Origin of the sequence: Amycolatopsis rubida, assembly GCF_900115345.1 — a bacterium.
In the GTDB taxonomy this organism is placed as follows: domain Bacteria; phylum Actinomycetota; class Actinomycetes; order Mycobacteriales; family Pseudonocardiaceae; genus Amycolatopsis; species Amycolatopsis rubida.
Genome location: NZ_FOWC01000016.1, coordinates 1 through 22,214, shown reverse-complemented (window position 1 = coordinate 22,214; position 22,214 = coordinate 1). Strand labels below are relative to the sequence as shown.

The following is a 22,214-nucleotide window of genomic DNA, read 5'->3' as shown; positions in this document are numbered from 1 at the left end:
TTGAGAAGTCCGCTCAGGTGTGAGCGATCCCGCAACCCTGTCCGTGTGCAATTGTTGCATACTGCATCAATGTCGTCGGGTGAGAGTGCGGGGAAACGCGGGCTGGTCGTACCGGTGCGCCGGCCGGTGGGCCGGTGGGTGCGGGAGAGCCGGGCCGGGCTGGTCGGGCTGGCGGTGCTGATCGGGGCGGGCGCGGGGCTGGGCGCGGTGGTGTTCCGGTGGTTGATCACGTCGTTCACGCACGTGTTTTCCGGGCACGCGGACTATTCCGCGGCCGGGCGTGCGGCGCATTCGTGGTTCCCGGCGCTGGGTCCGTGGTTCCTGCTGCTGGCTCCGGTGCTGGCGGGGTTGCTGTACGGGCCGCTGGTGCACCGGTTCGCGCCGGAGGCGCGCGGACACGGGGTGCCGGAGGTGATGTACGCGGTGGCGGAGCGGGGCGGGCGGATTCCGGTGCAGGTGAGCGTGGTGAAGGCGCTGGCGTCGGCGTTGACGATCGGCTCGGGCGGTTCGGTGGGCCGGGAGGGGCCGATCGTGCAGATCGGGTCCGCTCTGGGCTCGTCGCTGGGGCGGGCGGCGCGGTTGCCGGAGTCGCGGTTGCGGGTGCTGGTGGCGTGCGGGGCGGCGAGCGGGATCGCGGCGACGTTCAACGCGCCGCTGGCCGGTCCGTTCTTCGCGATGGAGCTGATCCTGCGGGATTTCGCCGCCGAATCGTTCGGGGCGGTAGTGCTCGCGAGCGTGACAGCGAGCGTGGTGGGGCGGGCGGTGCTGGGGAACGCGCCGTTCCTGGACTTGCCGCCGTTCACGGTGCGGAACCCGGTGGAGTATCTGCTGTTCGTGGCGCTGGGTTTGCTGGTGGGTGCGTGCGGGGTGCTGTTCGCCCGGGTGCTGTACTGGATCGAGGACCTGTGCGACCGGCTGTGGCGGGGTCCGGAATGGCTGCGCCCGGCCGTCGGCGGGCTCTTCCTCGGCGGGCTGCTGCTGGCGCTGCCGCAGATGTACGGGGTGGGGTACCCGGTGCTGCGGAACGCGGTCGAGGGCAAGTACGTGTTCGGGTTCCTGCTGGTGCTGATGCTGGGGAAGATCGTGGCGACCAGCCTGACGATCGGGATCGGCGGATCGGGCGGGGTGTTCGCGCCGTCGCTGTTCATCGGCGCGATGGCCGGGACGGCGTTCGGGATCGCGCTGCACACGTGGTTTCCGTCGGTGACCGCGTCGCCGGGAGTGTACGGGCTGATCGGGATGGGCGCGGCGTTCGCGGGCGCGGCGCGGGCTCCGATCACGGCGGTGATCGTGTTGTTCGAGCTGACCGGCCAGTACACGGTGATCCTCCCGATGCTGACCGCCATCGTGATCGCGACCGCGATCAGCCGCGCGCTGAGCCGCGACACGATTTACACGCTGAAGCTCCGCCGCCGGGGCATCGATCTGGACAAACACCCTTCCGCCGGGCGGTTGGCGGGCACGAAAGTCTCCGCGGTCACCGAACCGTTGCCGGAGCCGCTGCGCGAGAACCTGCCGCTGGACCTGGCTGCGCACGCGCTCGCCTTGTCCGGCCACGGAATCCTGCCGGTCATCGACGCGGGCGGCCGATACCAGGGCTGCGCGACCGCCCGCGCGGTCGCCGAAGCAGTAGCCGAGGACCAGACGGGCCGGGTGGGGGATCTCGCCGAGTTGCCGCCGTTGGTGACGAGCGATTCCACACTTGCCGATGCGCTGGACGCACTTGCCCAGGCTCCGGGGACCGGCCTGCCGGTGCTGACCGGCGGGGATGAGCTGACGGGGTGGATCACGCACCAGTCGGTGTTGAGTGCGCTGGAGCCCGCGGCGGCGAGTGCGACCGGCCGGAAATCGGGGGCCTAGGCGCAAGCCCGGAGCCCGTCCAGCAGAAGGTCCAGCAGCCGGCCCGCCATCGCTTTGTGCTCGGCGGAACCGGCCACGGTGAAGATGCCGATGAGCGCGGCGGCGATGTCTTCGGCGGGGACATCGCCGCGGAGTTCGCCGCTGGCGTGGCCGGCTTCGAGGAGGCCGTCGATGGCCGCGAGCAGTTCGGTTCTGGTGCGGGCGTGGGCGATCTCGCCGGATTCGACCATCGCGAGCAGCGTGTCGAGCATTCCGTTCTTGGTGGCGATCCAGTCCCCGAACAGGTCCATCCAGCGGCGCAGCGCGGCTGCCGGACCGAGGTGGGCGAGCAGGTCCTCGGCACCGGCGGTGAGGCGCGAGACCTGGTCCTGGTAGACCGCGTCGACCAGTGCCTCGCGGGTGGGAAAGTGCCGGTAGAGGGTGGCGATGCCGACTCCGGCCTCGGCCGCGATCGCGCGCATCGACGGCTCGGTCTCGGCTGCGGCGAACAGCCGGGTCGCGACGTCAAGCAGCTGCTGGCGATTGCGGGTCGCGTCTGCCCGAGGGGTCTTCGCGGCAGCCAAAACGGATCACGCTCCACTTGTGCTAGCTTCGAGGAAGTAAACGGAGCATAGTCCGTTTACTGAGCTCAAGGAGAACAGGTGAGCAGGAAAGAAGCGAGCCGGGCGGTTCAGTTCGAGTCGTTCGGCGGGCCGGAGGCCTTGCGAATTCGCGAAGTGCCGGTGCCGCGGGCTGGTCCGGGGCAGATTCGCGTACGGGTCGCCGCGGCTGGGCTGAACCCGATGGACTGGTTCATGACCTCGGACGCGGAGACTGCCGCGCGGTTCGGGCTGAGCCTGCCGTGCGGGTTCGGCACCGACCGGGATCGTGGACCAGGTCGGCGACGGAGCGAGCGAGTTCGCGGTCGGCGACCGGGTGTTCGGCGGCGCGCTGTCCCGCGCGGTCGCTGACTACGTCGTCGTGGACGTGGCAGGGACCATCGCGGTGGGCGGCGAGGCGCACCGCACCCCGGACGGTGTCGACGACCGCACCGCTGCCGCGCTTGCGATTGCGGGCTGCACGGCGGCCGCAGCGCTGGCGGTGGTCAACCCGGGCCCGGGCGACACGGTGCTCATCGGCGGCTCGGGAGGCGGCGTCGGCGTGTTCGCGGTCCAGCTCGCGCGCCTTCGCGCTTCGCTCTCATCGGACTGGGCGCCCCGTTTCCGGCTGGTCAAACATGGATTCGCGAGCACCTGCCGCCCTGCCCGGACAAGCGCACCGCCGCAGCGCGCGGGCGGGGCTCGGCAGTGAGACAGTGGCAGCGTGTTCGACACCTTCGCGGAATGGGACATCCCGGTCAGCGATTCAGTGACCCTCCACGGGCGAAGCGGGGGAGAAGGACCGCCCGTTGTGTTGTTGCACGGGCATCCTCGGACGCATACCACCTGGTACCGGGTCGCTCCGGCGCTTGCGCGGGCAGGGTTTGCTGTCGTCTGCCCCGATTTGCGCGGGTACGGCCGGTCGGCCAAACCCGATCCCGACGAAGAACACGAGGTCTACTGCGACCGCGCGATGGCAGCCGACACCGTGGCGCTGATGCGCGGTCTCGGGCACCGCCGATTCGCTGTCGTGGGCCATGACCGCGGCAGTTACGTCGCTTATCGGACGGCGCTCGACCATCCTGATTCGGTGTCACGCCTGGGTGTTCTGGACAGCGTGCCGATCATCGAGGCGCTCGAACGCGCCGACGCGAAGTTCGCCGCGGCGTGGTGGCACTGGTTCTTTCTCGGCGCCTCCCCGCACGCTGAGCGGGTGATCACGGCCGATCCCCTTGCCTGGTACCACCCCGACGAGCACGCCATGGGGTACGAAAACTGCCGCGACATGACCCGCGCGGTCACGAATCCGGCCACTGTGCGGGCCATGCTGGAGGATTATCGCGCCGGGCTGACTGTCGATCGCGCCCATGACGAGGCGGACCGGGCGGCGCGGCGCGTCATCACCTGTCCGACCCTCGTCGCCTGGTCCGTCAGGGACGACATGGAGGATTTCTACGGTGACCCGGTCGCCGTCTGGCGTTCCTGGGTCAGCGGCGAGCTTTCGTCCGGCCGCATCGAGTCCGGGCACCACATGGCCGAGGAAAACCCGGACCAGCTCGCCGAAACCCTGGTCCGGTTCCTCCGGTAGCCGCCCGGTTCTTCCGGCCCCCGAATCGGCGAAGCGGGTACCAGGCCCGTGTCCCCGGTGCGGAAGCGGGTGCAGCGAGTACAGCACTGCCATCGGCGCGGTCAGCCTGGGGCAGATCGGCCCCGCCGTTTCCTAGACGCGCGAGGTCGGGCGGACGTCTGGCAGACACCAATGCTTGCCAGTGGTCCAGCCGAGGAAACGCCGTCCGGTTCCGTTGTCCGTCCGGCCCTCCGGGGTGAACCGGCCGCCTTCCACGACGTGCGCCAAGCCGTTCACTGCCGGGGCGAACCGGTCGGCCAGGCCCGCTCGCGTCGCTTGCTCGGCGAGGTGACGGACGGTCGCGCGCTGAGTGTCGAGGTCGCAGAAGCTCAGGAAGAACAGCGCCTGCCGCCAGGCGTAAGCCGCGTTCTTGACCGCTTGCAGGGCCGTGTGGTGCTGGTCGGTGCGGGTCGCCAGCCGGGTCACCGCCCAGGTCAACGACTGGGCGGCCAGTTCGGGCGCCGCTGCCTGGAGCCGGGTCCGCAGATCGAGCGTGTGCACCAGGACTGCCAGGTTCTGCGTCGTGAGAATCTGGCTCTGCTCCAGCACTGTGCCGTTCGCGGCGACCGAGCGGAACCGCCACGACGGCCTGGCTTCGCCGGCTCGGGCCACGCACAGGCCGGCGAAGTCGTCGGCGGTGCGGTTGGCGAGCGCGCGGAACTTGCGAGGGGGTGGCTCCGACGTCCAGGACTCCGGCAGGTCGTAGTAGCGGGCGTAGAGCGTGCCCGCCATCGTGCGGCTCGTGAGTTCTGCTGCCGTGCGCCATTTCTCGGTGAACGTGCCCATGAAGATGTCGGCGGCGACCTCCTCCACCAACGGCATCGGCAGCCCAGCCTGCTTCGCCAGCGCGCCCAGTTCGCGCACCAGCGTGTTCGGCAGGATCGCTTGCGGGAACGCGCTGAGCGCCAGCAGCACTGTCTGGTCGAGGGTGTGGCGGGCCGCCCGGGTGGCGTCCGGACGCCGCGCTCGCAACGGGTCGATCGCGTGGACCCAGGGCAGTTCCTCGATCCGGACCTGGTGTTCGAGGTCGAGCAGCAGCAGGCCGCGTCGGCGGCGGAAGGCCGCGTAAGTCTGGGCGTACAGCGTCGAAAGCTGCTCATTGTCGAAGTTCGCGGCCAGCAGTTGCGCGGCGATCTGCGGCAGGACCGTCGCGAGGACGTCGGCCGAGGTGATCACGTTCCGCGCGACCAGTTCCTCGATCGGCGCCTCCAGTGCGCGCGCGACCTTGGCGACCAAGTGGGCCGGCGCGTCCTCGGCGACTGGCTCGATCGACGGCAGCCCGCCGTCGGCCGGGAAGCAGCCCAGCCGCTCGGCCAGCGCGGCGGCGAGTTCGGCGTGGGTGGGTCGCGCGGCGACCGCGGCCTGCAGCGCCCGCAGCGCCGCTCGCGGTTCCGAGCCCGGCTCGCCGTGCTTGGTGATCGTGTTCGCCAGGGCGCGGCGGATCCAGCCGACGTCCCGGCCGGTCAGTTCCGTGCTGTCGTGCTCGCACGCCAGCAGCGCGCGGTGCAGCCGGGCGAAGTTGCTTTTCGGGTGAGTGTGGGCGGTCGACGCGGTGTGCCGGAAGCGCGCCCTGGCGTAGTCCGCGAGCCACTCGGCGCGACGCTGCTGCCAGTCGGCCGGCCAGGTACGGCACGGCCAGCCGCCGGCGACGCCGGTTCCGTCCAGCCGCGGCGGCTCGCCCTCGACGGTGTCGCACCACAGCGCGACCAGCCGGTCGAACAGCGGGTGCCACACCGTCAGCGTTTCCAGCATCGCCGTGATCGCGGGCGGGGTGCTCGCCGACCGGAGTGATTCCCGGACTTCGCCGACTGTGCTCAGCCGGACCAGCGCGCCCGCCGGTCGCGGTGCCGCGCCGGGCAGCGGGGCCAGGCGCAGGCGATGCAGGTGCGGCCGCAGCTCGGCGATCAGGTCGAGCGCGGCTTCGGCGTATCCGTGGTCCAGCAGCCACGCCACGGTCGGCAGCGCGGCGTCCTCCGGGACCTCGATCCGATAGGACTCGGTGGCCAGCATGGCGCGCAGTGCGGCGAGCCCGGCGTCGGTGAGGTACCAGAGGTTGAGCCGTTCGCGTTCTGTGGTGCCCGGCCCTTCGGCGCACAGCGCGGCCTCGGCGGGGGAAAGCGCGACCTCGGCCAGGAATCGGCCGGTGGCGAACCCGCCGTGCACGACTTCGAGGGTCACCCACGCCGGAGTGTCCGCGACCGGGGTCCGCGAGCCGATCCGCAGGGAACCGGTGGCCATGCCGGTCAGGACGTCCTGCCACCGGCTGGCTTTCGCCCGCGCACGCCGGCGCGTCGCCCTGTCCTTCGCGGACATGGCGGTGCGGACAGCCCGTTCGAGCTGCCCGTAGGCGTACCCCGGCGAAGCGGTGTGTCCCATGTGGATTCCCCCTGTGGTCAAGACTTGGAGGCAGGATTCGAACCTGCGCCTTCCCGGGGAACAGCCGGGTGTTCTGCCTGCTGAACTACTCCAAGACGCGGCGGGAGGGACATGGAGGCGGGACTCGAACCCGCGCCCTCCCGGTCCCGAGCCGGGCGATCTGCCGCTGATCTACTCCATGCCGTTCCCCGCGCCGGAATCCTATGCCGCCGAGGGCCAGCGCCGCCATCGATATAGGGCTTTCGCTGTGGTGCAGGGGAAGTCCGGTTTCTTACTCTTCCGGCAAACCCCACCCCACAGCCACCCGCTCCCGGCTGAGCACCGCGGAGGGCGGGCCTTCGGCGAGCAACCGCCCGTCGCGCAGCAGCAGGCAGTGCGCCGCGCGGCGGGCAACGGCGAGGTCATGGGTGATCCGGACAACGGTCGCCCCGCCGCGAACGGTCGCGTCGAGAGCCTCGTCGATGAGGGTCTGGGCGTGCAGGTCCAGACCTGCCGCGGGTTCGTCGAGCAGCAGCAGATCCGACTGCTGGGCAAGGGCTTGGGCCACGAGCGTCCGCTGCCGCTGTCCGCCGGAGAGGGCGCCCAGCGGCTGGTCGGCGATGGCCGCGATGTCCAGCTGCTCAAGGCAGTCCTCGACGATCGTCCGGTCCCGGGCGGTGAGCCTGCGCCACGGGCCGCGGTGTGCCCAGCGGGCCATGGTCACCGTGGCGCGGACGGTGATCGGGAGTTCGCCGGACACCTCGCTGTGCTGGGTCGCGTAGGCGGCGCGGAGCCGGCCGGTGCGGTGCAGCGAGCCGGAGCTGATCGGCTGGATCCCGGCGATCACGTTGAGCAGGGTCGACTTCCCTGCCCCGTTCGCCCCGACGACGGCGGTGCTCCGCGCCGCGGGCACCTCGGCGGTGATCCCGCCGAGCACCTCGTGCGGCCCGTAGCCCGCGCGGACGTTTCGCAAGGTGACGGCCGGTTCGGCGACGTTCACTAAAGCCCCCTTAAAGAGAATGAAAACCATTTCCACTATAGTGGCGGCGTGACCTGGTTGCTGACCCCCTTCGACGTGTCGTTCATGCAGCGCGCGCTCCTCGCCGGGGTCCTCGTGTCGGTGATGTGCGCGCTGGCGGGCACCTGGGTGGTGTTGCGGGGGATGGCTTTCCTGGGCGAGGCGCTGTCGCACGGGATGCTGCCCGGGGTGGCGATCGCGTCGCTGGCGGGAGTGAACCCGCTGCTCGGCGCGGTGCTGAGTGCCGCGGTGATGGCCGGGGGCGTGACCGCGCTCGGCCGGTCGCGGCGGTTGTCGCAGGACACGATGATCGGGTTGCTGTTCGTGGGCATGCTCGCCACCGGCGTGATCATCGTGTCGCATTCGCAGTCGTTCGCGGTCGACCTCACCGGGTTCCTCTTCGGCGACGTGCTGGCCGTCGGTGCGGGCGATCTGCTGGTCCTGGCGATCGCACTGGGTTTGGTCGCCGCGGTCTCGCTGCTCGGGTATCGCCCGTTCGCCGCCGTCGCTTTCGACGTGCGCAAGGCCCAGACGCTGGGGTTGCGGCCAGGTCTCGCGAACGCCCTCCTGCTGGCGCTGGTGACCGTGACTGTGGTCGCGTCGTTCCGGGTCGTCGGCACCTTGCTGGCATTCGGGTTGCTGATCGGCCCGGCGGCCGCGGCCACGTTCTGGGCGCGCCGCATCACGACGGTCATGGTGCTCGCCGCGCTCATGGGAATCCTGTCCACGGTCGCGGGACTGCTCGTGTCCTGGCACTGGGGCACCGCCGCGGGAGCCAGCATCGCCGCCGCCGCGATCGCGCTCTTCTTCCTTTCCGCTCTGCTGTCCGTCGTCCGCGGCAGGAATTCTTTGTCCGACAACTGAAATCGAGGACGTATGACAACATCATCTGTCCGCCGGGCGGCGGGCGTGCTGGCGACGGTCGCGGTGCTGGCCGCCTGCGGGCACGATCCGGCGGAGCAACCCGCCGCCCCGCCGCACGGCTACGTCGAGGGAGCGGAGGAGACCGCCGAAGCACAGTCGAGGCTGGTCGTCGCCGACGCCTCGACTGGTGCGGCGCACGTGCTGGACCTGATCACCGAGCAAGTCACGCCCGTCGGAACAGTCGAGGGAGTGCACGCGATCACCGGGGACGGCCGGTTCGGGTACCTCACCGGACGCGCCGACGGAGTCCGGGTCATCGACAGCGGCGCCTGGATGGTCGACCACGGCGACCACGTGCACTACTACCGCGCCGCGGTGCGCGAGACCGGGACCGCTCCGGGGCAGCGGTTGCTGGCCGCTCACAGCGATCCCGCCGTCTCCGCACTGTCCTTTCCGGACGGAACCACCAAGCTGCTGGACCGGGCGAAGCTGGACCGGGGCTCGATCGCGGAACTCGGCACGATCGCGCGGAGTCCGCATGCCGGGGCGGCGGTGCCCTATCGCGAACGCGTCCTGGCCTCGGTTGCGGACGGCGTGCGAGTGCACGACCGGCAGGGCAAGCCGGTCGCGAAGATCGCGCAGCCGTGCCCCGAACTGAGCGGTGCGGCGGTCACCCGGCGTGGTGTCGTCTTCGGGTGTGCGGACGGCGCGTTGCTGGTCACCGAGAAGGACGGCACGTTCGCGGGGGAGAAGATCCGTTATCCGCGGCCGGTCCGCAAAGAGGAACGGGCCACCAAGTTCGCTCACCGGCCGGGCAGCACGACTCTCGCCGCCGCGGCCGGGGCTGACGCGGTGTGGTCACTGGACGTCCGGGCCCGGACGTGGTCCCGGGTCGAGACCGGACCGGTGGCCGCGCTGAACGCCGTCGGCGAGGACGCGCCGCTGCTGGTGCTCACCCGAGACGGCGTGCTGCGGGCCTTCGACCCGGCCACCGGGGCGCAGCAGGCGCAAGTCCCGTTGCTTCCCGCGGTCAACGGTCCGGTCGCCCCGGCGATCCAGGTCGATGCGACCCGCGCCTACGTGAACAACCCGGCCTCCGGCGAGATCTACGAGATCGACTACAACGATCACCTCCGCCGGGCCCGGACGCTCACCGTTCCCGGCAAGGCCAGCTACGTCGTGGAGACCGGGCGATGAGCAGAACCCGGACCGTGCTGTCGCTGTTCGCCGCCGCGCTTCTGGTGGTGTCCGGCTGTTCCGGTGCCCGCGCGAGCGCCGGTTCGGTGGTGGTGACCACGAACATCCTCGGCGACATCACCCGCCGCGTCGTCGGCGACCAGGCCGGCGTGACGGTGCTGATGAAACCGAACGCCGATCCGCACTCCTTCGGCATTTCCGCCCAGCAGGCGGCGGAAGTCGAACACGCGGGGCTGATCGTCTACAACGGACTCGGGCTGGAGGAAGGCATTCTGCGCACGGTCCAGGCGGCCGAACGCAGCGGCGTCCCCGCGCTGGCGGTGGGCGAGCGGGTCGATCCGATCAGCTACGCGGCCCACGGCGGCCCGGATCCGCATTTCTGGACCGACCCCGGCCGTGTCCGCGCCGCCGTGACGGTCATCGCCGACCAGGTCGTCGCGCGCGTGTCCGGAGTGGACGAAACCGCGATCCGGGCCAACGCCGAACGGTACCGGCGAGAAATCGGCGCGCTCGAAGACACGATGCGCCGGCGGTTCGCGGAAATCCCGCCGCACCGCCGGAAACTCGTCACCAACCACCACGTTTTCGGCTACCTGGCCCAGCGGTTCGGCTTCGAGGTCGTCGGCGCGGTGATTCCGAGCGGCACCACGCTCGCCTCGCCCAGCGCGTCGGACCTGAAGTCGCTGGCCGACGCGGTGCGGGCCGCCGGAGTCCCGGCCGTCTTCGCCGATTCCTCCCAGCCGGACCGCCTCGCCCGGGTGCTCGCCGACCAGGCGGGCGTGCGGGTGCGGGTGAAGTCGCTGTTCTCGGAGTCCCTCAGCGAACCCGGGCAAGGCGCGGCGACCTACCTGGACATGATGCGCGCCAATACCGACGCGATCGTCGACGGCTTGGCCGCGCCCTGATCGGCTGAACCGGAAAACCCATCCCCACCAAGGAGAATGAATGCCATTCAATCCGTACCGAACCGCTCTCGCCGTATCGAGCCTGCTCGTGGTGACCGCCTGCGGTTCCGCGCCGCAGCCCCCGGCAGCCGCGCCCCGGATGGTCGCCGACGCGGTCGCGATCACCTACGACGGCGGGATCTCCCTGCTGGACGGGAAAACCCTGAAGGTCGTCAAGGACCTCCCGCTGCCCGGCTTCAACCGCCTGAACCCGGCCGGGAACGACCGCCACCTGATCGTTTCCACGGCCACCGGATTCCGGCTCCTCGACGCGGCGGGCGCGGCGCTCACCGACACGGAAATCCGCGCCCCGAAACCAGGACACGTGGTGCGGCACGCAGGCAAAACGGTCCTCTTCTCCGACGGCACCGGCGAGATCACGGTGCTCGACCCGGCGGCGCTCGGGACCGGGAAACCGCCCGCGCCCCAGCACAAAACCCCGGAACCGCATCACGGCGTCGCGGTCGAACTGGCCAACGGCGAGCTGGTCGCCACGGTCGGCAACGAGGACGCCCGGAACGGCATCGCAGTGCGGGACAAGGACGGCAAGGAGATCGCGCGCAACGACCAATGCCCTGGAGTGCACGGCGAAGCGACCGCGCGGGGCGAGACCGTCGTCGTCGGCTGCGAGACCGGCGCACTGATCTACCGTGCGGGCACGATCACCAAGGTCACCAGCCCGGACGCGTACGGGCGCATCGGCAATCAGGCAGGCTCCCCGCACTCGTCGATCACGCTGGGAGACTACAAAACCGACAAGGACGCGGAACTGGAGCGGCCGGCGCGGGTGTCGCTGATCGACACCGAGAAGGCCAGCCTGCGACACGTCGACCTCGGCACCAGCTACACCTTCCGGTCCCTGGCCCGCGGCCCGCGGGGCGAAGGCCTGGTGCTGGGCACCGACGGCAAAATCCACGTGATCGACCCGGCCGCGGCCCGGGTGACCCGGACGATCCCGGTCATCGGCGCTTGGCAGGAACCGCTCGAATGGCAGCAGCCGCGACCGGCGCTGTTCGTCCGCGGCGGGACGGCGTATGTGACGGACCCGGGCAAGAAGGAAGTCCACGCGGTCGATCTCGGGACGGGGGAGAAGACCGCGACTGGAACGCTTCCTGGCGTGCCGAACGAACTCAGCGGAGTGGTCGCCGAAAGCTGAGCAAGGCGGCTGGCGGGCGGCGAAGTGCCGCCCGCCAGCCGCCCTCGAATCTGTCGAGGGTCAACGAGCGGCGGCGCCCGCAGCCCCGGTCTTCACCGCCGGGGAACCGGCCGGGAAAGCCGCAGTTCGATCAACTCCGCTCCCCGGCGCAGCACATCCACCCACTGCTCCGGATCGTGCTCGAAGCGCGAGGAAGACCAACCCACGGACAAGCTCCCGTACGGCTCCCCACGCAAGAACACCGGCACCGCGAGCGTGGCCACCCCGGCGTCGTACTCACCGGTGGTGAACGCCCAGCCCCGCTGAGCGACCTCGGCCAGCTGCTCCCGCAGGACGGCCAGGTCGGTGACCGTATCCGGGGTGAACCGTGCCATCGGGCGGTCGGCGAACAGGCGGTCGCGCTCCTCTTCGGGCAGGAACGCGAAGTACGCCTTGCTGGTCGCACCCGCGTGCGCCGGGTACAGCTCGCCGACCAGCGAGTAACCGCGCAGGCGGCCGTCCGCGCCTTCCGCGGCCAGCACGCACCGGGTGTGTGCGCCGTCGGGCAGGGACAGCAGGGCGGCGTGCCCGGTTTGGGCGGCGAGGTCGGACAGGACCGGGACCACGAGCAGGTCCAGCGCCCCGGCGCGGTCCCACAACCGGCCGAGGTGGAGGGCGGCCGGGCCGATCCGGTACTTGCGGGTGCTGTCGTCCCGGACGAGGAAACCGCGGTGGGCCAGCACGGCCAGGAGCCGTTGGGCGATCGAGGTGTGCAGCCCGAACTCGCGCGCCACCGCGGTGACTCCCCATTCCGGGCGGGCGCGGTCGAACGCGAGCAGCACCTGCAACGCGCGGTCCGCGGTCTGCGGCAGGCCGGGCGGGGTGGAGCGGTCGTCCGGATCCGGCATTCGGTCATTGTGCGAATAACGGGAAATGTTTGTCAAGTGGGGGCGCCCGGACGGAATCTGGTCGGACCAATCCCCGGCGGCTTTGCACTCTCCAGAGGAACCACATGCTCAAACACGTCCTGGAACTGCTCGAAATCCTCGACGACCCGGCGGTGACCGGGAAAGAGGTCGTCGCCTACCTCGACGCCGTCGCCGGCGCGGACGGCAGCGGCGCGGAGATCACCACGGTGCCCGGCCCTGCCGGGAAGACCGATTTCGTCCGGGTGCGCGTGTCCGGCAGCCGTGGCCGCACCGCGGGTGGCGACGCGCCCACACTCGGTGTGGTGGGGCGGCTCGGCGGGGTCGGCGCCCGGCCCGAGGTGACCGGGTTCGTGTCCGATGGGGACGGTGCGGCCGCGGCGCTCGCCGCCGCCGCCAAACTGCTGTCCATGCGGGCGCGCGGGGACGTGCTGGCCGGCGACGTGCTGATCGGCACGCATATCTGCCCGGACGCGCCGACCCTGCCGCACGACCCGGTGCCGTTCATGAACTCGCCGGTCGACATCGCCACGATGAACAGCTACGAGCTGTCCGCCGAGATGGCCGCCGTGCTGTCGATCGACACCACCAAGGGCAACCGGGTGATCAACCACCGCGGGCTCGCCCTCTCCCCGACTGTGCGCAGCGGCTACATCCTGCGGGTCTCCGAGGGCCTCGGCGAACTGCTGGAGGCAGTGACCGGTGCGCCGCTGGTGACCTACCCGATCACCACGCAGGACATCACGCCCTACGGCAACGGCGTCTACCACCTGAACTCGATCCTGCAGCCGGCGACGGCGACGGACGCGCCGGTCGTCGGGCTGGCAATCACCTCAGCGGCGACGGTGGCGGGCTGCGCGACCGGTGCCAGCCACGAGACCGACATCGCCGCCGCCGCGCGCTACGCGGTCGAGGTCGCCAAGCAGTTCGGCGCGGGCGCCCTGCATTTCCACGACGAGACGGAATTCGCCAGCCTGCGAGCCCGCTACGGCTCGATGGCGCACCTGCAGACGCTGGGTACGGAGGTGGCCGGATGAGCACCGCGACGAAAACCGCGAAACACACCAAGAAGCGGATCGGCAACGACGACTACTCGCTGCGCCGCGTCCCCGAAGACGCCCGCTACGGGTTCGGCTCCATGCTGCTGCAGTGGCTCGCGCAGTCCGGCTCGTTGTCGCAGTTCGTGCTCGGCGCGACACTCGGCGTGGGAATGCGGTTCTCCGACGCCTTCTGGGCGTTCACCCTCGGCGCGGTGATCCTGGAGGTGGTGATCTTCCTGATCGGCCTCGCCGGCCAGCGCGAGGGGCTCACCATGACCATGCTGACCCGGTTCACCGGATTCGGCCGCAACGGCTCCGCACTGGTGAGCCTGGTGATCGCGATCAGCCTGGTGGGCTGGTTCGGCGTGCAGAACGGCATCTTCGGCAAGAGCATGAACGCCCTCGTCGGCGGGCCGCCATGGCTGTGGTGCGCGGTGTCCGGCGTGGTCTTGACGCTGCTGGTGATCTACGGCTTCAAGTACATGATGTGGCTGGCGAAGATCGCGGTGCCGCTGTTCTTCGGCCTCGTCGCCTGGAGCGTCATCTCGACCCTCTCCGACCATTCGGTGGGCGCGCTGATGTCGGCCGCGCCGACCGCGACGGCGATTTCCATCCCGGCCGCGGCGACGATCATCGCGGGCGGCTACATGACCGGTGCCGTGGTCGCCCCGGACATGACCCGGTTCAACCGCAAGGGCTGGCACGTCCTGCTGCAGAGTTCCGCGTCGATCGTGTTGTCGGAGTACATCGTCGGCATGACCGGCGTGCTGCTCGGGCACCTGGTCGGCAGTTCGGACGTCACGCACATCGTGCTGTCCACGTCGGGCTTCGTCGGGCTGATCGTGGTGGTGCTGGCGACCGCGAAGATCAACGACTGGAACCTCTACGGCTCGTCGCTGGGCGTGGTGAACTTCGTGCGGACCGTGTTCGGCCGCCCGCTGCACCGCGGCGTCGTCACCCTGGTGATCGGCATCGCCGGGACGGTGCTGTCCGCGATCGGTTTCCTTCAGCACTTCACCGCGTTCCTGTCGGTGCTGGGCGTCGCGATCCCGCCGGTGGGCGGGATCATCGTGGCCGAGTACTTCCTGGTGCGCAGGCTCTCCACACCGCTGCGGGAGACCAGGGCCGCCGGCCGGGTCCCGGCGACGATGCCGGTGTGGGTGCCCGCCACGCTCGCGGTGTGGGCGGCGGCGTTCTGCGTCGGCGAGTTCGTGCACTGGGGCATCCCCGCGCTCAACTCGCTGCTCACCGCCGCGATCCTGTACACGGTGCTGGGCCGCGCCGGGCTGATCCGCCCGGTGGGCTCGGCGGAACTGGAGGAGGTGGCGCGGTGAGGAGCGCACAGGACGAGGTGGTCGACCTCTGCCGGGACCTGATCCGGATCGACACGTCCAACCCGGGCGCGACCGAGCGGCCCGCCGCCGAGTACGTCGCGGAGAAACTTTCCGACGCCGGGCTGGAACCGACGCTGGTGGAGAGCGCGCCCGGCCGCGCCAGCGTGTTCGCCCGATTGTCCGGAATGGACGCGTCGCGGCCTGCGCTGCTCCTGCACGGGCATCTGGACGTGGTACCCGCCGACGCCGGCGAGTGGAGCGTCCCGCCGTTCGCCGGGGAGATCGCCGACGGCATGCTGTGGGGCCGCGGCGCGATCGACATGAAGGACTTCGACGCGGCGATCCTCGCGCTCGCCCGGCAGTTCGGCCGCACCGGGGAGAAGCCGCCGCGGGACGTCGTGTTCGGCTTCCTCGCCGACGAGGAGGGCGGCGGCAGGTTCGGCTCGCACTGGCTGGCCGAGAACCGTCCGGACCTGTTCGACGGCGTGGGCGAAGCGATCACCGAGGGCGGCGGGGTGTCGTTCGACCTCGGCAACGGCAGCCGGCTGTACCCGATCGAGTGCGCGCAGCGCGGGCAGGCGTGGCTGCGGCTGACCGCCACCGGCCGGGCCGGGCACGGCTCCTCGCCCAACGACGAGAACGCGGTCACCGATCTCGCCGAATCGCTCGCCCGGATCGGGCGGCACCGGTTCCCCGTCCGGCTGATCGAACCGGTGCGGGCGCTGCTGGAACGCGCGGCGGACCTGCTCGGCGTGCCGTTCGATCCGTCCGATGTGGACGGAAGCCTGGCACGGATGGGCCGGGTGGCCGAGCTGGTGAACGTGATCCTGCGCAACTCGGCGAACCCGACCATGATCTCCGGCGGGTACCAGGTCAACGTCATTCCCGGCCGGGCCACCGCCGCGGTCGACGGCCGGTTCCTTCCCGGGTACGAGCAGGAGCTGCTGGACACCATCGACGAGCTGCTGCTGCCGTCGGTGCGCCGCGAGTTCATCCACCGGGACATCGCGATGGAAAGCGGCTTCGACGGCCCCCTGGTGGACGCCATGTGCGCGGCCATCACCGCGGAGGACCCGGACGGCCACCCGACGCCGTACTGCAACGCGGGCGGTACCGACAACAAGGCGCTGTCCGGACTCGGCATCCGCGGCTTCGGGTTCAAGGCGCTGCGCGTCCCGCCGGAACTGCCCTACAACCGGCTGTTCCACGGCGTGGACGAACGGGTGCCGCTGGAGTCGCTGCGGTTCTCCGTCCGGGTCTTGGACCGGCTGCTGCGGACTTGCTGAACAATGGCGGGCGAACCAAGGAGAATCGCGTGACTGACTTGTTGTTGCTGTCCAACTCGACCAACCACGGCCGCGCTCCGCTGGAACACGCGCTGGACGCGGTGGCCGAGGTGCTGGACGGGCGCACCGAGCTGGTGTTCGTGCCGTTCGCGCTGGCCGACCACGACGGCTACACCGAGCGCATCGCCGCGGCGGTGGCGCCGCTCGGGGTGCGGGTGCGCGGGCTGCACACCGCCGACGACCCGGTCGCCGCGGTGCGCTCGGCCGAGGCGGTCTTCACCGGCGGAGGCAATACGTTCCGCCTGCTGGCCGAGCTGTACCGGCGCGAGTTGCTGGAACCGTTGCGGGCAAGGGTGGCCGAGGGAATGCCGTACCTCGGTGCCAGCGCGGGAACCAACATCGCCGGGCCCACCGTGCGCACCACGAACGACATGCCGATCGTGGAGCCGCCGAGCCTGACTTCGCTGGGTCTGGTGCCGTTCCAGCTGAACCCGCACTACGTCGATCCCGACCCGGGCAGCACGCACATGGGCGAGACCCGGGAGAAACGGCTCGCGGAATTCCACGAGTGCAACGACGTTCCGGTGCTCGGCCTGCGCGAGGGCACCTGGCTGCGGGTGCGCGGCGACTGGGCCGAACTGGCCGGAGTGTCCACGAACGGCGGCGCGGCCGGGCGGTTGTTCCGGCGTGGCGTGCCTGGCGAGGACCTTTCCGGCGATGTGAGTGACCTGCTGACTCCGGCGCGCGAACCGGTGTGGGGCTGACCGCTCGACGCCTGCGACGGTCGGTGAAGGGCCCCTCGCGGGAAGCAGATTCCCTCAAGGGGCCCTTCACCGTGCTTGGCCGCGGAGCGGACTCCGCCGAGATAGCTTGACACAAGCATCTTAGTACAAAGATACTTCCGGGCGACCCCGCCGGCCGGGGCGGCCGGTCTGGCGGCGCGGCGGGTCCGCGCGGTCGCCGGCCGCCTCGCGATGGTCCGGCCCGGAAAGGAACCGCGGTGACCGTGCCGACGGAAGACCGGCGTCCCGGCGCGCCGATGACCGCGTGGCTGGGCGTGCTGGCGCTGCTGGCGGTCGTGGCGATCTCCTACATCGACCGGGTCAACGTGTCCGTGCTGATCACTGATCCGGATTTCACGCAGAACTTCGGGATCGCGGGCGACCGGGCGGCGCAAGGCGCTCTGATGACGCTTTTCCTGGCTGGCTACGGAATCGCGGCCATGCTGATCACGCCGTGGTACGAAGCGGTGTTCGGGGTGCGGCGCGGGTTGCTCGTCAGCCTCGGGTGCTGGGCGTTGTTCACTCTCGTGTCCCCGTACGCCGGGAGCGCGATGCTGCTGCTGACACTGCGGTTCCTGCTCGGGGCCAGCGAAGGGCCGCTGTTCTCGCTGAAGACCATGTACGTCAAGGACAATTTCGCCGAAGGCGCGTGGGGCAAACCCAACGCGGTCAGCTCGATGGGCGTTTCCCTTGGCACGGCGCTGGGCATCCCGGTGATCACCTTCGCCCTGGTGCACTTCGGCTGGCACGGCTCGTTCCTCCTGCTCGCGGCGCTCAACCTGGTGGTCGGGCTGCCGCTGGTCGCGGTGTTCGTCCGGGCGTCGCGGCGCCGGACGGCCGTCCGGGAACCGGCGCTGCGGCGGTTCGCGGGGGCGCTGCGCACCCCCAAGCTCGGCTGGATCCTGCTGATCGAGGTGGCCACGCTCGGCTATCTGTGGGGCAGTACGTCCTGGCTCCCGTCGTATTTGCTGCAGGCACGGCATTTCTCGCTGGCGCAGATGAGTGCGCTCTCGGCGCTGCCGTTCGTGGTCAGCCTCGGGTCCGGATTCCTCGGCGGGTGGCTCATCGACCGGATGCCGGGCCGCCGGGCGCCGCTCGTGCTGGTCGTGGGCAGCGTCGGCACCGCGCTGTGCGCGACGACGGTGACCTTCGCCGATTCGCGCTGGCTCGCGGCGGCGACCCTGATCCTCGCCAACGCGTTCTGGGGTCTGCAAGGCCCGGCGATTCCGACCCTGGTGCAGCAATACGCGCCGGCGGGCTCGGTGGGCAGCGCCTACGGCATGATCAACGGGGTCGGCAATCTGGTGTCCGCGCTGCTTCCCACCTTGATGGGCGTGGCGATCGCCGCGGGCGGCGACCACGGGTTCGCCGCCGGGTACGCGCTGCTCGCCGCGACGCAGCTGCTCACGCTGCTCGGTGCGGTCGTGCTGCTCCGCGGCCGCGCTCCGGCCGGGAAGGAATCCGCGGCGACCAGGACGGGCGCGCACACCGGATAGGCTCGGTCCGCATCCCGCGGAACAAGGAGCCGATGACGATGGACCCGGTCGACCAGGTGGTGGCGGACTGGGCGCGGGAGCGCCCGGACCTGGACGCCTCGCCGATCGCGATCTTCGGCCGGGTCCGGCGGATCGCCGACCTCGCCGCGGGCGGTCTCCGCGAGTACCTGGCCCCGTACGGCCTGACCCCGGGCGCGTTCGACATCCTGTGCAACCTGCGCCGGGCCGGCCGTCCTTATCGGAAGACGCCCTCCGAGCTGGCGGCCTCCTCGCTAGTCACCTCTGGCGCCCTGACCGGGCGGCTGGACGCTCTCGAACGCGACGGCCTGATCCGCCGCCGCGACCACCGAGGCGACCGGAGGGTCAGCTACGCCGAACTGACCGCCGCGGGCGGCAAGCTCATCGACCGGGTCCTCGAAGGACACCTCGACCGGGAAGAAGCACTCCTCGCCAACCTGGGCGAAGCAGACCGCGAGGACATCGAACGGGTGCTCGCGCTGCTGGAAAGCGCGGTCCGGCGCGGTAGCTGACTGAGCGGTGTTCGTTCGGGCAGAGAACCAAAGAACCCCAGGGTCGCCACTAGCGTGATCATCATGAGGGCGGAGAAGCTCAAGACGTTCGTTCTGGAGCCCGGAGCCTGGCACGGTCCGTGGTGCCGGGAGCGGGTGAGCGAGCACCTGATCGCGCGGTCAGAAGGTGGTGTGCCCGGCCCTGCCGTCCGACACGCCCGACGCGGTACGTCGCGGTGATCGAAGACGCGCTGCGAGACTGGTCCGACGCCGTCCTCGTCGCACACTCGATGAGCGGCGGGGCGGGGACGCTGGCAACCCAGCGGTCAGTTCGCTCGTCCTGCTCGCTGCCCTGATGCGCGCGCCCGGCACCGCGTGGTCGGACAGGGGGAAGCGCTGCTTCGCGAGCCGGTGCAGAAGGCGCTCGCCAGGGCTGTCGTGGACGCGTCCGGGTGCGTGATCTGGACCAGCCGACGCCGCTGACACGGTGAGCCGATTGCGACCCAGCGCGAACACGGCGGGCCAGCAGGTCGGTCCGGACCTGTCGCAGCGCCGTGTGCCGGGTCATGCCGCGAGGAGCATGCGATGGACAGCGAGCGGAATGCCGCGCTGGCCCAGGAGTTTCTCGGTGCCGAGGTACGGGAGATCGACGGCGGGCACTCGCCGTTCCGGTCGGCGCCGGAACGCCTCGCCGCCCTGCTGGTCGAATTGTCCTGACGGCGAGGTCAGCTCCGGTCCCAGCGTTCACCTGCGGTGCGGCCGATCGTACTGGAGCGTCACCCGGGTGCTTGGGGGAGTTCGACGACGAACCGTGCCCCGCCGCCCGGCCGTCCCTCCGCCCACACCCGTCCGTCGTGGCGGTAGACGTGGTCCGCGACGATCGCCAATCCGAGGCCGGTCCCCGAATCGGGATCCCGCCGTCCGGCGTGCACCCCCCGGGAGAACCGCTCGAAAATGCGTTCCCGGAGTTCGGCGGGCACCCCGTCGCCGGCGTCGTCCACTTCCAACCGGACGACGCCGGCGCACGCGTGCGCGGCCACGCGGACCGCACCGCCGCCGTAGCGGGCCGCGTTGTCGAGCAGGTTCGCCAGAACCCGGTCGAGGCGGCGGCGGTCCGCGGCTACCAGCAGGGGTTCCGGAGGGAGTTCGAGAGCCGGCCGTGGGCCGGGGCTGCTCGCGACGCCGCTGCGGACGAGCGGGACCAGATCGACCAGTTCGCGTTCCTCGCCGTTGTCGGCTTGGTCGACGGCCGAGATCTCCAGCAGGTCGAGCACCATGCCGCGGAACCGGTGCAGTTCGGCCAGCAAGAGCAGCAGCGCCTTCTGCGCGGGCACGGGCATGGCGTCGCGGCGGCGTTCGAGAACTTCCGCGACGGTCGTCATCGTGGTGAGCGGCGAGCGCAGTTCGTGACTGACGTCGGCGGCGAACCGGGCGTCGCGGCGGACCCGCTGTTCCAAGGCGTCGGCGGTGGCGTTGAACGTCGCGGCGAGGGGAGCGAGGTCGGGTCCGGCCGGTTCGGGCAGTCGCGCGCGCAGGTCGCCGCGGGCGATCCGGGCGGCGGTTTCGGTGAACGCGGCGAGCGGACGGAGCGCGCGCCGCGCCGCCCACGCGCCGAGGACGACGCCGAACAGCCCGCACGTCAGGGTGCCCGCGACGAGGATCAGGCGCAGGTTGCGGAAGGTCCGTTCGAGCCCGAGCAGCGGATGGAGCTCGACGTAGTAGCCGTTCGTCTGGGCGAGCGGTTGCGCGACCGCGAGGACCGGAACTCCGTCGGCGGTGAACTGTTCGTGCGCGGGCGCGCCGGGGCGGGCGCGGGAAAGCAGGCCGGGCGGGAGTTCCTCGGGCCCGATCGGGCGGCCCGCGGTGTGCCAGCCGCCGGGAAGGGACACCAGGATCGTCGAATTCGGTCCGGCGGCGAGGCCGGACAGCAGTTCGCCGAGACCGGCGGGCCGGTCGCGGACCTCGTTCTCGACCAGCCGCGCGTTGATCCGGGAATGGCGGTCGGCACCCTGCTGGCGCTGGGTGAGCAGGTAGCCGGTGGCGAGCTGCCAGGTCGCCGCCGACAGTGCGCTGACCACCACCAGCAGGCCGAGCCCGAACGCGGCGGAAACCCGGAAGCGCAAGGAAAGCCGGGACACGGAAGCGCGGCTCACGGCCGGGGCTCGGCGCGGTAGCCGATCCCCCGGACGGTGAGCACGAGACGCGGACAATCGGGATTCGGCTCGACTTTGCGCCGCAATCGCCGGATGTGGACATCGAGCAGGCGCGTGCCGCCGAAACAGTCGCGTCCCCAGATCCGGTGCAGCAACTGCTCCCGGGTGACGACCTCGCCTTCGGCGGCGGCCAACTCGGCCAGGAGGCGGAATTCGGTACGGGTAAGGCGAATGTTGGCGCCTTCGCGAGAGACGGTCTCGTCGTGCGTGCTCAGCAGCAGATCGCCGACCTGGAGACAACACCGGCGGACCGGCGCCGCGCGGCGCAACAGCGCGCGGATGCGGGCCGCCAGTTCGCCGGCGACCAGCGGCTTGGTCACGTAGTCGTCAGCACCGGCTTCCAGACCCGCGATGACGTCCTGGCTGTCGGCACGTGCGGTGATGACGATGACCGGCAGGTCGCCGCGCACGCGCAACTCGCGGCAGACGGCGAGCCCGTCCATGCCGGGCAGCATCAGGTCGAGCAGGACGACGTCCACGCTCACCGATTCGAGCATCGCCAGCGCATCCTCGCCGCACGCGGCTTGCGTCACCGTGCAGCCCTGGTCGGCGAGCGCGAGGGAAAGCGCTTCGCTGATCAGGGCGTCGTCCTCGACCAGCAAGACTCGGACCGTCATCGAGCCGCCCCTCCGCCGCGGAACCTGCCCTAGAAATTGTTCCCTATCGCGGCAAGGCCGCGGCGGATGCGGATTCCTGCGCACAACCCGGCGGACAGTGGGGTTTTCGGCGGTGTTCCGCATACCGACACTCGACGCGGCTCGTCATGCCCAGCCGCTGCGGTCCGTGCCGAGCAGCAACACCCCAGCTGGCAACCCGGACCGTCGTGAGCGCCGATGCCGGTTAGTACTCCAGCTGTAGTTCGTGATCGGTGACGTAGGCGTGGCGGCCACGCGATCATGGGTGTTTGTGAGGACAACTCAAGATCGTGTGGTGGCCGCGGCTGCCAGCGTGGACTCCGTGGTGTGGCGGGCGGTGCTGGGTGAGGCGTTCGCCCGGATCGCGGGCCGGTTCGGGCGTGTCGTGGCCCGCCGCGGCGCGGCGAGGTTCGTG

The 22,214-nt window shown here is 70.8% G+C and carries 19 protein-coding genes, 2 tRNA genes and 1 pseudogene; 14 read left to right on the top strand and 8 right to left on the bottom strand.

From position 1 onward, the window contains the following. The first annotated feature begins 69 nt into the window (after positions 1-69). A complete protein-coding gene (locus BM362_RS38220) occupies positions 70-1,860 on the top strand; it encodes a chloride channel protein (RefSeq protein ID WP_093576470.1) in 1,791 nt (596 codons plus the stop codon). On the opposite strand, the gene BM362_RS38215 is transcribed toward BM362_RS38220, so the two are convergent. Beyond that, positions 1,857-2,423 (bottom strand): TetR/AcrR family transcriptional regulator, encoded by a 567-nt coding sequence (locus BM362_RS38215; RefSeq protein ID WP_093576469.1) that lies wholly within the window; start codon positions 2,421-2,423, stop codon positions 1,857-1,859. The genes BM362_RS38220 and BM362_RS38215 overlap by 4 nt on opposite strands. Positions 2,424-2,501: 78 nt before the next feature. Here BM362_RS38215 and BM362_RS38210 point away from each other — a divergent pair. Both BM362_RS38210 and BM362_RS38205 read left to right on the top strand, forming a co-directional pair. Continuing rightward, a pseudogene (locus BM362_RS38210) lies at positions 2,502-3,027 on the top strand (alcohol dehydrogenase catalytic domain-containing protein); the annotation flags it as partial. A 135-nt stretch (positions 3,028-3,162) separates the two neighbouring features. After that, positions 3,163-4,026, top strand: coding sequence for an alpha/beta fold hydrolase (locus tag BM362_RS38205; protein ID WP_067585397.1), 864 nt, complete (start codon positions 3,163-3,165; stop codon positions 4,024-4,026). Positions 4,027-4,158: 132 nt separating this feature from the next. Here the strand turns inward: BM362_RS38205 and BM362_RS38200 are convergent, their stop codons facing one another. The 4 genes from BM362_RS38200 to aztA form a co-directional block, all read right to left on the bottom strand. Continuing rightward, complete coding sequence (locus tag BM362_RS38200; RefSeq protein WP_093576468.1) at positions 4,159-6,441, bottom strand: hypothetical protein; 2,283 nt, start codon at positions 6,439-6,441, stop codon at positions 4,159-4,161. 22 nt (positions 6,442-6,463) lie between these two features. Then, positions 6,464-6,536, bottom strand: a tRNA-Asn gene (locus tag BM362_RS38195). 14 nt (positions 6,537-6,550) lie between these two features. Next, a tRNA-Pro gene (locus tag BM362_RS38190) sits at positions 6,551-6,622 on the bottom strand. A gap of 90 nt (positions 6,623-6,712) precedes the next feature. Continuing rightward, positions 6,713-7,420, bottom strand: a complete 708-nt coding sequence (gene aztA / locus BM362_RS38185; protein ID WP_244287418.1) for a zinc ABC transporter ATP-binding protein AztA — start codon at positions 7,418-7,420, stop codon at positions 6,713-6,715. A 48-nt stretch (positions 7,421-7,468) separates the two neighbouring features. On the opposite strand from aztA, the gene aztB reads away from it, so the two are divergent. Genes aztB through aztD form a run of 4 tightly spaced genes read left to right on the top strand, consistent with a single transcriptional unit; the run spans position 7,469 to position 11,599 of the window. Further along, positions 7,469-8,302, top strand: a complete 834-nt coding sequence (gene aztB / locus BM362_RS38180; protein WP_093576466.1) for a zinc ABC transporter permease AztB — start codon at positions 7,469-7,471, stop codon at positions 8,300-8,302. Positions 8,303-8,314: 12 nt separating this feature from the next. Continuing rightward, positions 8,315-9,499 carry a hypothetical protein gene (locus BM362_RS38175; protein ID WP_093576465.1) on the top strand — a complete coding sequence of 395 codons (1,185 nt, stop codon included), beginning with the start codon at positions 8,315-8,317 and terminating at the stop codon, positions 9,497-9,499. Then, positions 9,496-10,404, top strand: a complete 909-nt coding sequence (aztC, locus tag BM362_RS38170; RefSeq protein ID WP_067585383.1) for a zinc ABC transporter substrate-binding protein AztC — start codon at positions 9,496-9,498, stop codon at positions 10,402-10,404. Before BM362_RS38175 ends, aztC begins: the two co-directional genes overlap by 4 nt. 40 nt (positions 10,405-10,444) lie before the next feature. Beyond that, entirely contained in the window at positions 10,445-11,599 is a 1,155-nt protein-coding gene (gene aztD, locus BM362_RS38165; protein ID WP_093576464.1) for a zinc metallochaperone AztD, read from the top strand. A gap of 92 nt (positions 11,600-11,691) precedes the next feature. Here the strand turns inward: aztD and BM362_RS38160 are convergent, their stop codons facing one another. Further along, a complete protein-coding gene (locus tag BM362_RS38160) occupies positions 11,692-12,486 on the bottom strand; it encodes an IclR family transcriptional regulator (RefSeq protein WP_067585377.1) in 795 nt (264 codons plus the stop codon). A 104-nt stretch (positions 12,487-12,590) separates the two neighbouring features. Here BM362_RS38160 and BM362_RS38155 point away from each other — a divergent pair, with 104 nt between their 5' ends. The 7 genes from BM362_RS38155 (at position 12,591) to BM362_RS50130 (ending at position 19,668) form a co-directional block, all read left to right on the top strand. Beyond that, a complete protein-coding gene (locus tag BM362_RS38155) occupies positions 12,591-13,541 on the top strand; it encodes a DUF1177 domain-containing protein (RefSeq protein WP_093576463.1) in 951 nt (316 codons plus the stop codon). Further along, a complete protein-coding gene (locus BM362_RS38150; RefSeq protein ID WP_067585371.1) occupies positions 13,538-14,878 on the top strand; it encodes a cytosine permease in 1,341 nt (446 codons plus the stop codon). The genes BM362_RS38155 and BM362_RS38150 overlap by 4 nt, the downstream gene beginning before the upstream one ends. Next, positions 14,875-16,164: a M20/M25/M40 family metallo-hydrolase gene (locus BM362_RS38145; protein ID WP_093576462.1), complete on the top strand. Its 1,290-nt coding sequence runs from the start codon at positions 14,875-14,877 to the stop codon at positions 16,162-16,164. The genes BM362_RS38150 and BM362_RS38145 overlap by 4 nt, the downstream gene beginning before the upstream one ends. Positions 16,165-16,193: 29 nt before the next feature. Beyond that, complete coding sequence (gene pepE, locus BM362_RS38140) at positions 16,194-16,928, top strand: dipeptidase PepE (RefSeq protein WP_067585365.1); 735 nt, start codon at positions 16,194-16,196, stop codon at positions 16,926-16,928. A gap of 236 nt (positions 16,929-17,164) precedes the next feature. Next, a complete protein-coding gene (locus BM362_RS38135; protein WP_198545434.1) occupies positions 17,165-18,442 on the top strand; it encodes an MFS transporter in 1,278 nt (425 codons plus the stop codon). A gap of 32 nt (positions 18,443-18,474) precedes the next feature. Continuing rightward, entirely contained in the window at positions 18,475-18,972 is a 498-nt protein-coding gene (locus BM362_RS38130; RefSeq protein ID WP_067585362.1) for a MarR family winged helix-turn-helix transcriptional regulator, read from the top strand. Between the two features lie 564 nt (positions 18,973-19,536). Beyond that, entirely contained in the window at positions 19,537-19,668 is a 132-nt protein-coding gene (locus tag BM362_RS50130) for a hypothetical protein (RefSeq protein WP_255366186.1), read from the top strand. A 59-nt stretch (positions 19,669-19,727) separates the two neighbouring features. Here BM362_RS50130 and BM362_RS38125 read toward each other — a convergent pair whose 3' ends face one another. Further along, entirely contained in the window at positions 19,728-21,104 is a 1,377-nt protein-coding gene (locus tag BM362_RS38125; protein ID WP_093576461.1) for a sensor histidine kinase, read from the bottom strand. Continuing rightward, positions 21,101-21,781, bottom strand: coding sequence for a response regulator transcription factor (locus BM362_RS38120; RefSeq protein WP_067585359.1), 681 nt, complete (start codon positions 21,779-21,781; stop codon positions 21,101-21,103). The genes BM362_RS38125 and BM362_RS38120 overlap by 4 nt, the downstream gene beginning before the upstream one ends. Positions 21,782-22,214 lie beyond the last annotated feature (433 nt).